Genomic DNA, 18,342 nt, shown 5'->3' on the forward strand with positions numbered 1-18,342 from the left:
GCCACTATCGGTTCCGCCCACCGGCGGGTCACCTTGCAAAAGCGGCAAAGTAATCAAATGTTCTTGCCCCTCCACTCGGCACCTCGCCCAGGCTCGGTGTGCGCGAGTACCGAACGCTTGTAAAACCTGGCCGTTATGCCTAGCTTATGCGCCCCCGCCCCGCGCTATAAGGCCCTGCCCATGGTTCTGCGTTTTCGACCCGTCGTCACTTCACGTTTTGCCCTCGGCCTGCTGCTCAGTGGCGGCATCGGCAGCAGCCTGGCCGCCGAGATCCAATTGCCGGCGGTGAAGGTCCAGGGCCTGGATGAGTCCGGTTACCGCAATGAAACCGCTTCGGTGGGCGGTTTTGACGAAGCACCATTGCTCGACACTCCGGCCTCGATCACGGTGATCAACGCAGCCTTGATCAAGGACCAGCAGGCACGCTTGCTCAGTGAAGTGCTGCGCAACGATGCCTCGGTGGGCGACAGTTACGCGCCCATCGGCTATTACGAAAACTTCGTGGTGCGCGGCTTCTCGCTGAATGCGGCCAGCAGCTACAAGATCAACGGGCGCACCATCACAGGCGAGCAGAACGTCGCTCTGGAAAACAAGCAGCAGGTGGAAGTGCTCAAGGGCCTGGCCGGTTTGCAGAGCGGCATTTCCGAGCCCAGTGGCGTGATCAACTACGTGACCAAGCGGCCGGAGGACGTGCGCTCGGTGACGGTGTCTACCGATGATCGCGGCAGCGGTTATATCGCCACCGATGTCGGCGGCTGGTTTGGCAGCGAGCAGCAGTTCGGCCTGCGTGCCAACGTCGCCCATGAAGACCTCAATTCCTATGTGGAACACGCCAATGGCCAGCGCGATTTCCTGTCCCTGGCCTTTGACTGGAACATCAGCCCCGACGCCGTGCTGCAACTGGATGCCGAGTACCAGAACAAGCAACAACGTTCGGTACCGGGGTATCAACTGTTGGGGGGTACGGAAGTGCCCCATGACGCCTCGCCGAAAAAGCTGCTGGGGCATCAGACTGGCGGCAAGCAGGTGGGGATTGATTCGCTGAACCTCAACGGCAAGTTCGAGTACCGTTTCAGCGATCAATGGAAAGGCAGTGTCAGCGCGGCGCGCAGCAAGGTGGTGATTGACGATTACAGCTCGTTTGCGTGGGGCTGCTACGGGTCGGCCAGTTGCAGTTCAACCAGCGTACCTAACTACTTCAGCCCCGAAGGCAATTACGACGTCTACGATTACCGCAGCCCTGACGACACTCGCCGCGACGACGAAATCCAGGCAGCCATGACCGGCCTGTTCGACACCGGCGGCCTAGGCCACGAACTGACGTTTGGCACTAGCGCCTTTCGCCGGGTGATCGACAAACGCAAGTCGGTCAACGAATTTATCGGCACCGCCAATATCGACGAACCAGTTCCGAGCTTTCCCCCTACCGACAAACCGCTGAACGACAGCCACCGCAACCTCGACAGCCGCCAGTACGGCCTGTTCGTCACTGACCGCATCCGCTTCAACGAGCAATGGCAAACCATCCTCGGTGGTCGTGAAGTACGCCTGGATGAAAAAGCCTTTGACGGCGTCACCGGCAACCAGACACGCCACACCCAACAATACGTGTTCCTGCCCCAGGCCTCGCTGATCTACAAACCAGTGGACAACGTTTCGCTGTACACCAGCTACAGCAAGGGCCTGTCACTGGGTGGCACGGCGCCGTGGTTCGCAAAAAACCAGGATGAAACCCTCGCCCCCACCGTCTCCCGTCAAATCGAAGCCGGGGTTAAATACGACTGGCGCCGCATCAGCTTTGCCGCTGCCGTGTTCCAGACGCGCCAGGCTTACCAATACGCCAAGCCCGAGGGTGACGGTTTCACCTACCTGCAGCAGGGCCAGCAGAAGAACACCGGCCTGGAACTGTCCGCCAACGGCTGGGCCACCGACCGCCTACAAATCGCAACCAGCGTGGCAGCGATTCGAGCGCGGGTCAGCGGCAGCGGCACGCCGGACTATGAAGGCCACCAGGCGATCAACGTGCCCAAGCTGCGCGCCAGCCTGTACGCCGACTATGCCTTGCCGTGGGTCAATGGCCTGGCGGTACTGGGCGGCGTGCAATACAGCGCCAAGAAATACGCCAATCGCACCGGTAATGTACAGGTGGGTGATTACGCGGTGGTCAATGTCGGCAGCCGTTACACCACCAAGGTCGATGGGTACGAGACGGTGTTTCGCCTGAGCGTCGACAACCTGTTCGACAAGCGTTACTGGCGCGACGCAGGCGAATACATGGGCGATGACTACCTGTTCCAGGGTGCACCGCTGACGGCGCGCTTGAGTGCATCGGTCAACTTCTGAAGACCCGCGGCGTTGCCAGCCACAACGCCGCCAAGCTGCATACCAACAGGCTCCAGCCAAGGTCCTGGGTCCATGCCACCAGGGTCAGCCCGCCACCAATCACCAGGTAATACAGCAAGCCAAACAAGGCGGCGGCAGTGCCGAGGCGATCGCGGTAGTCGACTAACGCGCCGCCGAGCACGTTGGGTATCGCCATGCCGAATGCCAGCACCACCAGCAACATCGGCCATACCAATAACCAGCTGTGTTGCAGGGCCAGTACCAGCAGGCTCCCCACCACCGCCACTGCAGCAGCGACAAACACCAATTGATCGCTGTCCATACCACGCTTGAGCAAGGCTTTGTTCAGCCACGCCCCCAGGCCGGCCCCCAACGCCAGCAGCACGCCGCTGTAGCCGAACTCGGCAGTGGAGCGCCCCAGGTGCGCGAAGATAAACGGCCCCACGCTGTAATAGCTGAACAGCGCAATATTGAAGGCTGCCACCAATCCGACCGAGCGCCAGATTCCGGCATCCTTGAGCATCAATCCGAGTGTCTGGCCAAGGGCGGCCGTGGGCAACGATGCCGGGCGTGTTTCCGGCAGGGCCCACAGGCACCAGGCCCACAACCCCAGTGCGAGCAGCAGCAACGTGCCAAGCACGCCGCGATAGCCGAAGCACTCCACCAGGCTCGCACCGCTGAATAACCCGATGGCGGGGCTGGCCGCCAGCGCAATGCCCATCAGCGAAAACACCTGGGCCAGTCCAGCGCCGTGGAACCGGTCACGCAACACGGTCTGCGTGACCACCGACCCCACCGCCGCACCGAAAGCAGCACACGCCTGGGCCAGCAACAAACCGCTGAATGTGGTCACATTCAAGGCCAGCGCCGAGGCGCCTGCATAAACCCCAAGCCCGATCAGCATCACGGGCCGCCGCCCCCAACGATCGCTCAAGCGCCCCCATACCACTACACCAAAAGCGAAGGCCAGGAAGTACACCGACAGTGTCTGCCCCGCCCGCTCAGGCTCGACCGCGAACACCCGGCCGATATCGCCCAGGGCCGGGCTGTACAGGGTCTGGGCCAATTGCGGGAACATCAGCAAGGCCATCGTCAGCATCAGCAAATTTCCAGACTTCATCACCAGGTCCATCCATAAAAACAATGGACGAATTCTAGGGCGCGCCAACTGGGGTATTATCCAGACTTCGACATTTTATCCATGAAATCGGACAAACCATGGCTTGGCTTGAAGCGACTGCGTCTTTCAATCCCGACGCGTTTGCCGCTCCCGTGATCGGCATCGCTGCGGTGCTGGGCAATCACGACTCCGGCATGCATCGCCACCAGCGCGGGCAGTTGCTGTTCACCCAGCAAGGTTGCACGCGCATCACGCTGGACACCCAGCTGTGCCTGCTGCCGCCCACCCGCGCTGCCTGGATACCTTGCGGCCTGCCCCATCGCGCGGTGATGCAGCACGCGGTCGATTACCGGTCGGTGTACGTGAGCGCGGCCCTGGCCGGGCAGTTACCCGCGCAGGTGCGAGTGATCCAAGTGAGTACCTTGCTGCGGGCCGTACTGGAACCGATGGCTATGGCACCCTTCGAGACCGATTGGCACACCGGCCGCTATGCCCACTTGCTTGGGCTGTGCCTGGACGAAATCCGCCACGCGGTCGAGCAGCCCCTGCTCCTGCCGTTGCCGCAAGACAAGCGCCTGGCACCCTTGCTGGCCCAACTCGACCGCTTGCCACCGACATTGCAGGAACTGGAGCAGCACATTGGCGCCAGCACCAAGACCATTGGCCGGATTTTTCTCAGGGAGACCGGCCTGGGGTATCAGCAGTGGCGCCAACAGTGGCGACTGATGCGGGTGATCGAACTGCTCGCCACCGGGCGCAGCCTGGGCTACTGCGCCTTTGAACTGGGCTTTGCCAGCGACAGTGCATTGATCGCCTTTTTCAAAGGCATGACCGGCAGCACCCCGCGTGGTTATTTCAAAGCCAACTGATGCCTTACTTGGGCATCTTGCGAAACCCCACCGCCAGGCGATTCCAGCTGTTGATGGTGGCGATGGCCACGCTCAGGTCGACTTGCTCCTGTGGGCTGAATTCGGCGGCCAGGGCGTTGAAGTCTTCATCCGGGGCGTGGGTGTGGCTGAGCAGGGTCAGGCTTTCGGCCCAGGCCAGGGCGGCGCGTTCACGTGGGGTGAAAAATGGCGTTTCGCGCCAGGCCGACAGGGTGTACAGACGCCGCTCGGTCTCGCCGCCTTTGCGCGCATCGGCGGTGTGCATGTCGAGGCAGAACGCGCAGCCGTTGATTTGCGAGACGCGCAGGCGCACCAGTTCCAGCAGTGGCAATTCGATGGAGAGTTTGCCTACCGCCGCTTCCAGGGCGAGCATGGCTTTCATCGCGTCTGGGGAAGCGGTGTAGAAATCGGTACGGGTTTGCATGATGAGACTCCAGAACGTTGGGACAGGTGCGCAGAGTAATCAGCGCAGCGTTCTGGAGAAATAGCCAATCCGGGCGAAGAACAGGTGACCAATCTACAGGCCACGCTTCCTCAGCCACTGGATGAAGCCCTTCTTGACCGGCACCACGGGTACGTCTTCGGTCAGGGCCTGGGCGGCATGGCGACGGAAATCCAGCAGCGCTTTCATGGCTTCGCCGATATCATGCCGAGCGTCCAGGCACGGCTTGAGGTATTCATTTTCGATGCGGTACAGCGTGCAGTAGGTCTTGGCCGAAAAATCCGCCAGTGCCGCCTGGTCGGAAAGGATGCCGGACTCACCGATCACCTCCCCCGGCCCCATGCGCCCGGCCTCGAACTTGTGCCCGTCCTTGATCAACAGCACCGAGACCACGCCAGACTCGATGATGAACAGGTGATCGCTGACCTCTCCCGCCGCCAGGATCATCTCACCGGCGCGGTAGGTGTGCAGGGTCATGTTCTGGCTGAAGGTGTCTTTTTCTTCCTGACGCAAGGTGGAGAAGATCGATGAGCGCTCAAGCAGAGCGCGGGCGCCGGACACGGATGGCGGCGTGCTGCCTTCGGTGGAGGACAACAGCCCCACACCTGCCGCCTGCAAATGCCGATAGGCCAGGTCGTAAAGCTGGTTGCGTGTTTCACGCTTGAGGCCCATGGCCGGCACAAACCCACTGATTTCATATTCCACGCCGCCGCTGGTGGAGGCCTTGAACGCCACGCTTGGGGCGGGCTTGGCCAGCAGCGGCCGGCAGCCCTGCATGGCACGCTCCAGGGCCTCGATCACGGTTTGCGGGCGCGCATGGGGGCTGACTTGCAGGCTGACCGCCAGGCCGAACATGTCTGCCGGGCGCGAAAAGTTGATGATCTTGGCTTTGGCCGCCAGGGAATTGGGGATCACCGCCAGGCTGCCCTGGGACGTTTGCAGGCGCGTGGCGCGCCAGTCGATGTCGGTGACGCGGCCTTCAGTACCGTCGATTGAGATCCAGTCATCGATCTGGTAAGGCTTGGTGGTATTGAGGACGATCCCGGAAAACACATCGCTCAAGGTGCTTTGCAGCGCCAGGCCGACGATGATCGCCACGGCGCCGGAGGTGGCCAGTACGCCTTTGACCGGCAGGTCGAGCACATAGGCCATGGCGGCGATGATCGCGATCAGGAAAATCACCGCGCCCAGCAGGTCCTGCAATAAACGCCCGGTATGGCCGACCCGCTGCATCATCACCGCGCCGAGCAACACCGTAAGGGTGCGCGCCGCGAACAGCCACCAGCCGATCTGCAACGCCGTGGCGGCGAGGTGCAAGGTGGTGTCGTCGGCATAGGGCGCCGCTTGCATGGGGTTCATGCCGTCGTTGAACAACACGGCACTGAATACCGCAAAGATCACCAGCCGCGCCGCCAGTTTCCAGTTGGCCAGGCTGGGGGAAATAAGGCGCCACACGGCAATGTCGATAAGGATCAACGCCACGGCGCACAACATCGGGTGATCAGCGATAAATGAGGGCATCCAGGCGACTCCAGGGCGAATGCCGAGAAGATCGCATGAAATAAGAACCCTGGGAACAAAATGTAGGAGCGAGCTTGCTCGCGAAAAACCACAACGATAACGCGTTCTGTCTGATTGAACGCAGTATGTTGAAGTTCTTCGCGAGCAAGCTCGCTCCTACAGGTTTTTTGCGGTGAACCGTCAGGCGTGCATCTGCCCGAACTTGCCCGATTGGAAGTCGGCGAACGCCTGGTGAATCTCCTGCTCGGTGTTCATCACGAACGGACCGTGGCCGACGATGGGCTCGTCGATGGGTTCACCGCTGAGCAGCAGCACCTTGGCGTCGTCATTGGACTCCAGGGTGATCTGATCACCGTCACGCTCGAACAACGCCAGTTGCCCTTGGCGCGCGACTTCTTTGCCGTTGACCAGCACAGTGCCGCTGAGGATCACCAAGGCCGTGTTGCGCCCGGCGTGCAGGTCCAGCGTGACCGCCTTACCGGCGTTGAGGCGCAAGTCCCACACGTCAATCGGCGTAAAGGTGCGGGCCGGGCCCTGAGTACCGGCGAACTCACCGGCGATCAGGCGCAATTGCCCCGCGTCGTTAGCCAATGGCAGCACCGGGATATCGCCATCCACGATGGTCTGGTAACCGGCATCCGCCATTTTGTCCTTGGCCGGCAGGTTGACCCACAGTTGCACCATTTCCAGCGCCCCGCCGCTACGAGCGAAAGCTTGGGAGTGAAATTCCTCGTGGAGAATGCCCTTGGCTGCAGTCATCCATTGCACATCGCCCGGGCCGATTTTGCCGCCGGCACCGGTGGAATCGCGGTGCTCGACTTCGCCGTCGTAGACGATGGTCACGGTTTCAAAACCGCGATGCGGGTGTTGGCCGACGCCGCGACGCTGTTCAGTCGGGGTGAATTCAGCCGGGCCTGCGTGATCCAGCAACAGGAATGGGCTGATGTGCTTGCCCATGGTGTCGTAGGAAAACAGCGTGCGTACCGGGAAACCATCGCCGACCCAGTGGGCGCGGGGGCTGGTGTAGATACCAATTAGCTTTTTCATGATGTACCTCCAAAGTGAGTACAGCTTAATTCGCCTCACCTCTGAGCACTAGAGGGCAAAACTGGCCCTGATCGTTCTACATATAGAACAATTCTTTAGCCTGTAGGCGGGCTTGCCTGCGATGGTGGCTTGCCAGCCGACACCTACCTACCTGACACCCCGCGATCCAACTGTGGGAGGGGCGGTGCGACGATTCGACTTGCTCGCGAAGGCGGCCTGACAGGCGACGCAGTTATACCGGGTGCATATCCATTCCTGCGGTAACGGCCACTTAGGGTTCCGCCCTTACGGCGGCTCCTGGGCTCGGTGTGCCCGTAATCCGACAGGGATTTGGGGGGCCGCCGCCACGCGCCATCCATGGCGCGGGGCGGCTAAACCGGCATCCCTGCCGGTTTACCCCCCAAATCCCTGTCGAATTCCGGCCAGCGTGGTTTAACGGGGCGCCTGAGAGCAAGAGCAGATCAAGATCAAGAGCGGCTCGCTTCGCATCGTGGTTACGGGGCGTGCGGCAGCTACAAAGTTGTGTAGATGCCTATGCTGCGATAGTGGTGGTTCGGTTGACTCATCAGTGACTGGCACTGCGCTTTCGCGAACAAGCCCACAGGAGATCTGCACATAGCTGACTGGGATTATCGGGGGGCTGGATTAATTTATATTTCAACCATAATATAAGCAAAAAATTACGACCGTAATTTTTTGCACAATGGTTTCCGGAGTTCGCCATGCCCCCTCTCCCCCTGCGTTTTCTCATGCCCCTGGCCCTGTTGATGTTCCTCAATGGCTGCAACAGCAAGGCCGATACCGCCCAGGTGCCAGTGCCGCGCCCGGTACTCGCCGCCAAGGTCGAAGCAGCCGGCACCCAGCAAAGCGCCTATACCGGTGTAGTGGCCGCGCGCACGGTAAGCGACCTGGGCTTTCGGGTCAGCGGCAAGGTGATCGAACGCAAGGTCGACCCCGGCCAGCACGTCTCCCGTGGCGACACCCTGTTGGTGCTGGACATTGGCGACTTCGAACTGGCGCTGCGCTCGGCAAAAAACCGCGTCAACGCCGCCCAGGCCCAACTGCGCCAGCGCCGCGATGACGAAAACCGTTACCAGCGCCTGGCCAGTACCGGCGCGGTGTCGCGGCAGATCTTCGATCAGTCGGCCACTAACCTGCGCGTCGCCCAGGCCGAACTGGCCGCGGCGCAATCGGATGCCAGCCAGATCGAAAACCGTCGCACTTATTCAGTACTCAAGGCCGATGGCGACGGCATCATCACCGACGTGCTGGCCGATCGCGGCCAGGTGGTAGCCGAAGGGCAAATCGTGGCGCGCCTGGCCCATGACGGCGCCCGCGAAGCCATCGTCAATCTGCCGGAGAACCAGCGTGACCTGGCTACGCAAAAAGCCCTGGCGCTTCCCTTTGGCGCAGCGGACCAAGCCGTGACCGCCACCCTGCGCGAACTGTCCGCCAGCGCCGACCCCGTCACCCGCACCTACCGCGCACGTTATGTGCTGCAGGGTGCGGTCGAACGTTTCGCCCTCGGTTCCACCATCACCGTGCGCCTGCAAGGCAACGGCCAGCCCCTGCAAACCCGCGTGCCCATTGGCGCCTTGCAGGATGCAGGGCAAGGCACGGGCGTATGGGTGATTGGCGACGATTTCAAACTCAGCTTCGCCCCGGTGAAGGTCGCCAGCCTCGGCCAGGAGGACGCCTTGCTCGACAGCGGCGTAACACCCGGCCAAACCATCGTCGCCCTCGGCGCTCACCTGTTGCACAGCGGCGATACGGTGCGCTTGCTGCCCTCCCAAGCGCTGGCCCTCAACCGTAAGCAGGATCAATGAGTATGCGCGGGATCAACCTCTCCGAACTGGCCGTCAAACACCGCGCTGTCACCCTGTTTTTGCTGATTGCGATCCTCGTCGCCGGGGTCTTCGCGTTCGGCAAGCTGGGCCGCGCCGAAGACCCTTCGTTCACCGTCAAGGTCATGACCATCACCGCCGCCTGGCCCGGCGCCACCGCCCAGGAGATGCAGGAGCAAGTGGCCGACCGCCTGGAAAAACGCCTGCAGGAACTGGACTACTACGACCGCGTCGAGACCATCGCCCAGCCGGGTTTCGTGTCGATGCGCATGACCTTCCTCGAATCCACACGCCCGAGCGAGATCCAGGCGCTGTTCTACCAGACACGCAAAAAGCTCAGCGACGAAGCCGCGCAACTGCCCAAGGGCGTGATCGGGCCGTTTTTCAACGATGAATATTCCGATGTGTATTTCGCCTTGTATGCCCTGGAGGCAGAACACCTGCCCCACCGCCAGCAAGTACAAATGGCCGAGGAGCTGCGCCAGGGTTTGCTCAACCTGCCGGGGGTAAAGAAGGTCAATATCCTTGGTGAACAGGCCCAGCGCGTGTTTGTGGAGTTTTCCTATGAGCGCCTGGCAACTCTGGGCATCAAGCCCGAGCAAATCTTCGCCGCCCTCGCCGCGCAAAACGCCGTGGCGCCCGCAGGCTTCGTCGAAACCGCCGGCGCCCGCGCCTACATACGCATCGACGGCGCCTTCGACAGCCTCGCGCTGATCGAAAACGTACCGCTGCAAGTCAATGGCCGCGTGCTGCGCATCGCTGATGTCGCCACGGTGAGCCGCGGATATGAAGACCCGCCCAGCTACCGCATCCGTCACCAGGGCGACCCCGCGCTGATGCTGGGTGTGATCATGGAAAAACACTGGAACGGCCTGGAACTGGACAAGAGCCTGCTGGCCCAGGAAGCCAGGATCCAGGCCGACCTGCCCTTGGGCGTGAACTTCGCCAAAGTCTCCGACCAGGCGAAAAACATCAGCCTGGCGGTCAACGAGTTCATGCTCAAATTCTTCGTCGCCCTGGCCGTGGTGATGCTGATCAGCCTGCTGGCCCTGGGCTTTCGCGTGGGGCTGGTAGTGGCGGCAGCCGTGCCGCTGACGCTCTCGATCGTGTTCGTGATCATGCTGGTCACCGGCCGTGAATTCGACCGTGTGACCCTCGGCGCACTGATCATTTCCCTGGGTTTGTTGGTGGACGACGCGATCATTGCCATCGAGATGATGGTGGTCAAACTCGAAGAAGGCTTTGATCGGATCCACGCGGCCACCTATGCCTGGAGTTCCACGGCGGCGCCGATGCTGACCGGGACCCTGGTCACCATCATCGGTTTTCTCCCGGTAGGGTTTGCGCGCTCCGGGGCGGGCGAATACGCCGGGAATATTTTCTGGATCGTAGGTTTCGCGCTGATTTCATCCTGGCTGGTGGCCGTGGTGTTTACGCCTTACCTGGGCGTGAAGTTGTTGCCGCACATCAAGCCAGTCCCCGGCGGGCATGATGCGATTTATGCCGGGCGCTACTACCAGAAACTGCGCAGCCTGGTGGAGGCCTGCGTGCGCGGGCGCTGGCTGGTAACCGGGCTGGTGGTGGCCGCGTTCGTGCTGTGCGGCCTGGGTATGGCGGTGGTGAAGAAACAGTTCTTCCCCGACTCCGACCGCTCGGAGCTGATTCTTGAAGTGTATATGCCACCCGGCAGCGCATTTAAAAGCACCGAAGCGGTGGCAGCGCAGGTGGAGAAAGCCCTGTTGCAAGAGCCGCAGACCAGCATGGTGGACACGTATGTGGGCGGCGGTGCACCGCGGTTTTTCCTGTCGTTGAACCCTGAAATGCCCGACCCGGCGTTCGCCAAGCTGATCGTGCAAACCCCCGACTCCCACGCCCGCGATGCGCTGAAACTGCGTATGCGCGAGCGCATTGCGGCAGGCGAATTTCCATCGGCGCGGGTGCGGGTCACACAGCTCGTCTTCGGCCCGCCGGTGCCGTTCCCGGTGGTGTTTCGCGTCTCCGGGCCAGACCTGAATGTGCTGCGCGAGCTGTCTGAAGACGTGCGCCAGGTCGTGGCCGGCAACAAGCTGACCAGAGACACCTTCCTCGAATGGGGCGAGCGTGCCAGCGCTTATCGCCTGGTGCTGGACCAGGACCGCCTGCGCTTGCTGGGTTTTACCCCCGACGAGGTCAAGTCCCAGTTGAACGCCCTGCTCAGCGGCAACCCGATCACCGAAGTCCGCGAAGGCAACCGCACCGTCTCAGTGGTGGCCCGCGCCCAGGGCAGCCAACGCGAAGACCTTGCCAACCTCAATAACATGACGCTGACCAACAGCGCCGGTACGTCGGTGCCGCTGGCCCAGGTCGGACATTTCAAGGCGGTGATGGAAGAACCGATCCTCAAGCGCCGTGACCGCGCCACCACCGTGGAAGTGCGCGCCGACATCATCGACGGCGTGCAACCGCCCGATGTGGAAATGGCCGTGTACAAAGACCTGCAACCGCTGATCGCCAAGCTGCCCAGTGGTTACAAAATCGACATCGGCGGCCCGGTAGAGGAAAGCGCCAAGGCCAACGTGGCCCTGGCGGCGCTGTTCCCGATCATGATCCTGCTGACCCTCACGGTGATCATGTTCCAGGTGCGCTCGTTCGGCGTGATGTTCATGGTGTTCGCTACCGCGCCTCTGGGCCTGATCGGTGCAGTGCCGACCTTGTTGCTGTTCAACCAGCCATTCGGCTTCAACGCGATTCTCGGGCTGATCGGCATCGGCGGCATCCTGATGCGCAACACACTGATCTTTACCGACCAGATCCGCCAGAACCAGGATCACGGCATGGCGATTCGCGAGGCCATCATCGAAGCCACAGTGCGCCGTGCGCGCCCGGTAATCCTCACCGCACTGGCAGCGGCGTTGGCGTTTATTCCGCTGACGCTGTCGGTGTTCTGGTCGTCGCTGGCCTATGTGCTGATTGGCGGCGTGCTGGTGGGCACGGTGTTGACGCTGTTGTTCCTGCCTGCGCTGTGCAGCCTGGTGCTGAGCGACAAGGTTGCTGAAACTTCCCACGCAAGCGCCGGATAAGCTCTACTCCCCTGCCCTGAAAACCTCTGCAAAGTCCCTCGCCTGATTGAACAGTGCGAGGGATTGCAGATGGTTGTTTTCGTTAGAGCCCTGGTTGACAGGGCTGGCTCTTGATTCCGGTGATCGCTGGCTTTGTGCTGGCCCCCATGGATCCCAAGGCGCCGGATGTCACTCGCGTTTTAGCGGATTTTCGTACCTGCCTGAACACGTTCGACGCGTGGGCCGACAGCCTGTTGGGTGGTTCGGCACTTGCCGTGGAGCAGGTGTTCAAGGTTGGGGAAGACGTCGCACTGGTCGCGCCGGCTTCTTCCGATAAACCCAGCCGTACCGTCGCTCAATGCAAAGCCCAGGGTGGGTTGACTCTGGTGCATCTGTTTGAAAGTACCCGGTTTGTACCCATCGGCAATACCCAAGTGGAACTGCAAGCCCTGGCTCGGGATGGCAGCCCAGTCGGCGCGCCGCTTCATCGGACCATCGGCCCCAGCGGCATTCTCGAAGTCAACGACTGTACCCGCGATCAGCAGTACCAAATCACCTTTTACCCCAATGTCTCCAGGGATCACGTCAAGGCGCTGTATGCCTCCTACACGTCAGTGATTGCCGGGTTGGAAGCTGATCTGCGTAAACAGTGGGACGAGCGTTTCGCGCCTCAATGGGCAGACTTTGCCAAAGATCCTGCTTACAAGCGCAGTGCGATGCAGGGCATTGCCTTCGCTACCGGACTTGGCAAGGCGCTCTACAACCTGTGGGACAGCATCACCGAGCTGTATGACCTGCTCGCGAACCTCAAATCCAACAGCGAAAAGTTGCTGAAGTACCTCTCCCGGGCCGAACTGGACGCGCTGCTCGCGCTGGGTAAAGACACGCTGGCCAAGGGATTGCTGGTGCTCAGTGATGAGCCGCTGCTGTTTATCTACGTGGCAGCGGTGGTGGCCTGGATACGGATGCTGCCGCCGCCCGAAATGTACGAGCTGCTGGGTGAAATCACCGGCGAAGTGTTGATCAATTTGCTGCTGATCTGGGCGACGCGGGGTATTGGCGTAAAGCTGCGGCTGGGTGCGCAGGTGCTGAGTGGCGTCAAGTCCGGCGGGGCGCGGGCGTTGTTGGAGTTGCTGGCCAGGCAGGTGGCGGGGCCGCGGCTGGACACGCATGTTGAGGCCGCCAAGCCTGTGTTGCTGAGCAGTTCAGCGACACCGGTCAAGGCCGTGCCGGTGGTGCCGTTGAAGGCAGGCGACACGCTGGTTTCGAACCCGGTGCCGGTGGTTCGCAACAAGACCCGACAGACCGTGTTGGTCCGGCAGGAACACGTCGATGATGTGCCTGCCGTGGCGTCGAATCCAAAAGGAGATGCGGCGGCGCCAGCGGACAAGACGGTCACCAACGGCTGCCCGGTGTCGATGGTCACCGGCGAGGAATTATTGACCCTCACTGATGGTGCGCTGGACGGTGTTTTGCCGTTTGAGTGGACGCGGTTGTATCGCACCAGTGCGGTGGGTGTGGATTGCGGGTTGGGGTTTGGCTGGAGTCATGCGCTGGCGCACAGGCTTTGTGTGTCGGGCGATTCGGTGGTGTGGATCGACCATGAGAACCGCTCGACCACCCTGCCCTTGCCTACAGCGGCTCGACCCGCGATCACCAATAGTCTTGCCGAAGCGGCAATCTACTTGGGCTCGACGCCTGATGAACTGGTGCTGGCCCAGGCGTCGCGGTTCTATCACTTTCGCGACGGTGTACTGACTGCGGTCAGCGATGCGTATGACAACCGTCTACGCATTTGCCGTGATCATTCCGGGCGAATTGAGCGGCTGGATAACGGTGCTGGTCGCTCGCTGCTGTTGCGTTATGAGCTGGGTCGTATCGTCGCGGTGGACTACCAGGTACATCGCGCCAAAGGGCGTGAGCCCTACGTGTGGGAGACCGAACAGAACGTCGTTTCCTACGCCTATGACGAAGCGGGACGACTTGTTTGCGCGACCAATGCTGTCGGAGAAAGCGAGCGTTATAGGTACGACGATCAGCACGTCATTCTTGAGCGGCAGCTGGCCGGTGGGGCGAGTTTCTTTTGGGAATGGGAGCACGCTGGCAAGGCGGCGCGTTGCGTTCGGCATTGGGCGAGTTTTTCCCAGATGGACACGCGCTATGCCTGGGACGATGACGGCCACGTCACCGTGCATAACGCCGATGGCAGCCAGGAAGTCTATGTCCACGACGACCGGGCGCGGTTGGTGCAGCGCATCGATCCGGACGGCGCGCAGCATTTCAAATCCTACGATGCCAAGGGTCGGCTGACCGTCGAGCAAGACCCGCTGGGCGCGGTGACGGCGTATCAGTACGACGAAGCCGGACGCTTGGTGGCGTTGTTTCCGGGGGATGACGAGCCGACCTCCTACGAACATGACAACGGCTTCGTACGGGTTGTAAGGCGCGGCGAGGCTGTCTGGAAATACGAGCGTAATGAGCAAGGCGATGTCATCCGCAAAACTAATCCGGATGGCAATTCGACTGACTACAGCTACAACAAACACGGGCAACTGACCGGAGTTTGGTACCCGGATCACAGTTGCCATCGGCTGGTGTGGAATGAGCGTGGGCAGTTGCTGGAAGAGCAATTGCCCAATGGCGGGATCAAGCGTTATCGCTATGACGACCTGGGGCGACAGATTGCCCGCGAGGATGAACACGGCGCGCAGACAGTCTATGAATGGGACAGCGTCGGTAGGTTGATTCGCCTCGTCTTGCCAGGCGGCACCACACGAGAATTCAGCTACAACCCCTACGGAAAAATCATCGCCGAACGCGATGAACTCGGCCACGTCACCCGCTACGAATACGCCGATGGGCTGCACCTGATCAGCCGCCGTATCAACGCCGACGGCACCCAGGTCAAATACCGCTACGACAACGTTCGGCTGCTGCTGACCGAAATCGAAAACGAAGTCGGCGAAACCTACCAACTCGACTACCACCCCAACGGCCTGATCCAGCAGGAAACCGGCTTCGACGGCCAACGCACCGCCTACGTCTACGACCTCAACGGCAATCTGCAGGAAAAGACCGAACACGGCGACGACGGCAGTCAGCTAATCACCCGTTACGAGCGCGACCACGCCGGTCGCCTCGTACGAAAAACCCTGCCCGATACCAGCGTGGTCGACTATGCCTACGACCGCCAAGGCAATCTCCTCAGCGTCGAAGACGGCCACTGGGCGTTGGCCTACGAATACGACCGCCAAAACCGCCTGACCGCCGAACACCAAGGCTGGGGCACCTTGCGCTACGGCTACGACGCCTGCGGCCAACTACAAAAACTGCGCCTGCCCGACAACAACCGCCTCACCTTCAACCATGACAAGGGAGGCCATCTCGCTACGGTCGAGCTCAATGGTGAGGTGCTCACTGCACATTTATTCAAGAGCGGCCGCGAACACCAACGCCAACAAGGTCAACTGCTCAGCCACTACCACTACGACGACCAAAACCGCCTGCACGCCCACGCCGTCACACAGCAGGAAAATTACCTTTACCAGCGCCAGTACGACTACGACAAATCCGGCAACCTCACCCGCCTGCTCGACACCCGCAAGGGCGAACACCGCTATCACTACGACCCCCTTGCCCGCCTGACCCGCGCCGATCACTCCCAAGACGTCCAGGAACGCTTCGCCCACAACCCCGCGGGCAACCTGCTGATGCAAGACCGCCCCGGCCCGGACATCGTTGCCGGCAACCGCCTGATGATCCAGGGCGACCGCCATTACGACTACGACGCCTTCGGCAACCTGATCCGCGAACGGCGCGGCAAGGGCCAGCAACTCGTCACTGAGTACCGCTACGACTGCCAACATCGGTTAATCACCATCACAAAACCGAACGGCGAAACCGCTAGTTATCGCTACGACCCGTTTGGGCGACGTGTCAGCAAAACCGTGGATGGCGAGACCACCGAGTTTTTCTGGCAAGGCGACAAGCTGATTGCCGAACACCATGCAAACTGTCATCGCAGCTACATCTACGAGCCGGACAGCTTCTGCCCGTTGGCACTGCTGGAAGGCTATGGCCCAAAGGGCACCACGCCCTACCACTACCAACTCGACCACCTTGGCACACCGCAAGAACTGACCGACACCGAAGGCGAAATCGTCTGGTCCGCCCACTACCGCGCCTACGGCCAGATCGCCCGGCTCGACATAGGCAAAATCGATAATCCGCTACGTTTTCAAGGTCAGTATTTCGACCAGGAAAGCGGCCTGCACTACAACCGCCATCGCTACTACAATCCAGATATTGGTCGCTACCTGACGCCGGATCCGGTGAAGCTGGCGGGTGGGATCAATGGTTTCCAGTACGTGCCCAATCCGACGGGATGGGTAGATCCGCTAGGCTTGAATACATGCCCAGGTGCTGACGGGTGTAAACCCAGCACCAGTGCTCCAAACCCTGCGGAGAGTGTTAACCACGGAGAGCCTGCCTTACCGCAACTGACCCGCGCGCAGCGGCAGGCGAGAATTGACGAGCTTGCAGAGGCAAACGCATATAGGCGTTTAGACGAGCTTGAAAAAGCAACACCTGGAGCACACTTCTTAGAAAAACACGGAAAGCAGACGACACTAGCGTCTCAACTAGAACGACTACAGACGGCCAAAAACCCAACAACAGGGATAGTCGAATATTTCACATCAGGACCAAGAGCGGGAGAACCAAAACGCCCACCTGCTGCTACCCACTTTCTAAGTCATAGAGATCAATTGAATGCTATATATCGCGCCCAGCTAATCTTCAGAAAAAACGGATACGCCCAGTCTCTGAAGCCAATACATATGGGGAAAATTATAGGCGAGGGATATTCTGGTACCGAAATGCAATACAGCCAACAATCTAAGGCGAGAGTAATATTGAATAGAGATGGCAAACCCAAAACGGCTTATACGGAGTTATGACAGTGAAAACCAAAGCACCTAGCATGTCAATAATTCGCGGATTGTTATTCACTTATGACATTGAGAACACTGATGATTTAGAAAGAGAGGCGCGGATTGCTTCTGCAGACGTAAATGACGAAAAGGAGCTCACCGAACTTTTTGACGATCTGACCAAGCCAGAATTTCTGATATACACCACATCAGAGCAAGATTGGTTCATTACTTCAATAGAACACTTCTTGGCGGCCAGTGATAACTTCGATGATGTATTCAAAAGAATGACAACTTATTTTAGCGCTGAGATATTTGACCAAAGAGAATTCATGCGAGTTCTACTACGCTGCTTACAGCACTACAAGATAGAGTCCGATGCGAGCTAATGCCCCTAAACAAATAAACACCTCCAGCAAAGGGAAAAATCCTATGCAGTTAAGCACACAGTTTAAAAGTCATCGAGCGCAATTCGCTGTATTAAATGATGCGACCACAAGAGCGGAACGCAATCTACCGCCTTTTACCGGGGAAGATTACTACGGCAACCCAATTGTCCGAATCGAAATGCAGGGTTGCGGAAGAGGATACATACCAAACCCTTCTGACCGAAACAATCCAATACTTGATGAAAATATGGATGCAGCGATCGCGAAATTCGATCGCAAAACCAAAGAACTTTATACCGTATTCCCTGTGAGCAATGACCAATGCTGAAACACCCTTTTCTAGATATCCCGTACGCACCGAAACTTCGACACTTACTCAGTCCGTTCGATATTTATGATCGCGAAGAGACTTTAGGTGAAGAGTTTGCACGTTACGACATCAACCTTTACACAGACAGAAGACGGCTGATCAAAAAATACATAATTGAGAAATCTTCAGATCTAAGCTATCGACATCGCAAGGTCTTATGCGACAAATTGGGGGCTGCACTTAGCGACGAAACCTATAATTTTTCGCACTTATTGAGACAGGCTCCCGGCTATTACTGCACCCTGCCTTGGGGATGGAGTGACATGGACAATCCAAAAGGTTTTTTCGAAGAAATTTATAGATTAGCTAATGAGTGGTGGAAAGAAGACCTCCAAAAAGCCAGCCTCGAAGACCCTGCCACATGGTGACCCGAATCTTGACCACACTGAATATCCAATGTGGGAGGGGGC

At 59.8% G+C, this 18,342-nt stretch carries 12 protein-coding genes; 8 read left to right on the forward strand and 4 right to left on the reverse strand.

Annotated elements, in window-relative coordinates:
• Window positions 1–180: 180 nt before the first annotated feature.
• Complete coding sequence (locus tag LJX92_RS14720) at window positions 181–2,343, forward strand: TonB-dependent siderophore receptor (protein WP_228308486.1); 2,163 nt, start codon at window positions 181–183, stop codon at window positions 2,341–2,343.
• Here the strand turns inward: LJX92_RS14720 and LJX92_RS14725 are convergent.
• Window positions 2,333–3,463 (reverse strand): MFS transporter, encoded by a 1,131-nt coding sequence (locus LJX92_RS14725; RefSeq protein WP_228308487.1) that lies wholly within the window; start codon window positions 3,461–3,463, stop codon window positions 2,333–2,335. The two genes, LJX92_RS14720 and LJX92_RS14725, sit on opposite strands and share 11 nt — an antisense overlap.
• A gap of 98 nt (window positions 3,464–3,561) precedes the next feature.
• Here LJX92_RS14725 and LJX92_RS14730 point away from each other — a divergent pair, with 98 nt between their 5' ends.
• Window positions 3,562–4,332, forward strand: a complete 771-nt coding sequence (locus tag LJX92_RS14730) for an AraC family transcriptional regulator (RefSeq protein ID WP_032880755.1) — start codon at window positions 3,562–3,564, stop codon at window positions 4,330–4,332.
• A gap of 4 nt (window positions 4,333–4,336) precedes the next feature.
• Here the strand turns inward: LJX92_RS14730 and LJX92_RS14735 are convergent, their stop codons facing one another.
• The 3 genes from LJX92_RS14735 to LJX92_RS14745 form a co-directional block, all read right to left on the reverse strand.
• Window positions 4,337–4,774, reverse strand: a complete 438-nt coding sequence (locus tag LJX92_RS14735; RefSeq protein WP_005788953.1) for a carboxymuconolactone decarboxylase family protein — start codon at window positions 4,772–4,774, stop codon at window positions 4,337–4,339.
• Window positions 4,775–4,867: 93 nt separating this feature from the next.
• The gene (locus LJX92_RS14740) at window positions 4,868–6,313 is read right to left on the reverse strand and encodes a mechanosensitive ion channel family protein (RefSeq protein ID WP_032880754.1); all 1,446 of its coding nucleotides are present in this window, start codon (window positions 6,311–6,313) and stop codon (window positions 4,868–4,870) included.
• A 180-nt stretch (window positions 6,314–6,493) separates the two neighbouring features.
• The gene (locus LJX92_RS14745) at window positions 6,494–7,360 is read right to left on the reverse strand and encodes a pirin family protein (RefSeq protein WP_032880753.1); all 867 of its coding nucleotides are present in this window, start codon (window positions 7,358–7,360) and stop codon (window positions 6,494–6,496) included.
• Window positions 7,361–8,082: 722 nt separating this feature from the next.
• Here LJX92_RS14745 and LJX92_RS14750 point away from each other — a divergent pair.
• The 6 genes from LJX92_RS14750 to LJX92_RS14775 all read left to right on the forward strand — a co-directional run bounded on the left by LJX92_RS14750 (window position 8,083) and on the right by LJX92_RS14775 (window position 18,300).
• Window positions 8,083–9,186 carry an efflux RND transporter periplasmic adaptor subunit gene (locus LJX92_RS14750; protein WP_103734944.1) on the forward strand — a complete coding sequence of 368 codons (1,104 nt, stop codon included), beginning with the start codon at window positions 8,083–8,085 and terminating at the stop codon, window positions 9,184–9,186.
• A 2-nt stretch (window positions 9,187–9,188) separates the two neighbouring features.
• Window positions 9,189–12,263, forward strand: coding sequence for an efflux RND transporter permease subunit (locus LJX92_RS14755; RefSeq protein WP_228308488.1), 3,075 nt, complete (start codon window positions 9,189–9,191; stop codon window positions 12,261–12,263).
• Between the two features lie 110 nt (window positions 12,264–12,373).
• On the forward strand, window positions 12,374–17,200 hold the full coding sequence (locus LJX92_RS14760) for an RHS repeat-associated core domain-containing protein (protein ID WP_416309117.1): 4,827 nt from the start codon (window positions 12,374–12,376) through the stop codon (window positions 17,198–17,200).
• A gap of 23 nt (window positions 17,201–17,223) precedes the next feature.
• Window positions 17,224–17,562, forward strand: a complete 339-nt coding sequence (locus LJX92_RS14765) for a hypothetical protein (RefSeq protein WP_228309908.1) — start codon at window positions 17,224–17,226, stop codon at window positions 17,560–17,562.
• A complete protein-coding gene (locus LJX92_RS14770) occupies window positions 17,552–17,890 on the forward strand; it encodes a hypothetical protein (RefSeq protein WP_228308489.1) in 339 nt (112 codons plus the stop codon). Before LJX92_RS14765 ends, LJX92_RS14770 begins: the two co-directional genes overlap by 11 nt.
• On the forward strand, window positions 17,884–18,300 hold the full coding sequence (locus LJX92_RS14775; RefSeq protein ID WP_032880747.1) for a hypothetical protein: 417 nt from the start codon (window positions 17,884–17,886) through the stop codon (window positions 18,298–18,300). Before LJX92_RS14770 ends, LJX92_RS14775 begins: the two co-directional genes overlap by 7 nt.
• The last annotated feature ends 42 nt before the right edge of the window (window positions 18,301–18,342 follow it).

The sequence above is a fragment of the Pseudomonas sp. HN8-3 genome, from assembly GCF_020790195.1.
GTDB lineage: Bacteria > Pseudomonadota > Gammaproteobacteria > Pseudomonadales > Pseudomonadaceae > Aquipseudomonas > Aquipseudomonas synxantha_A.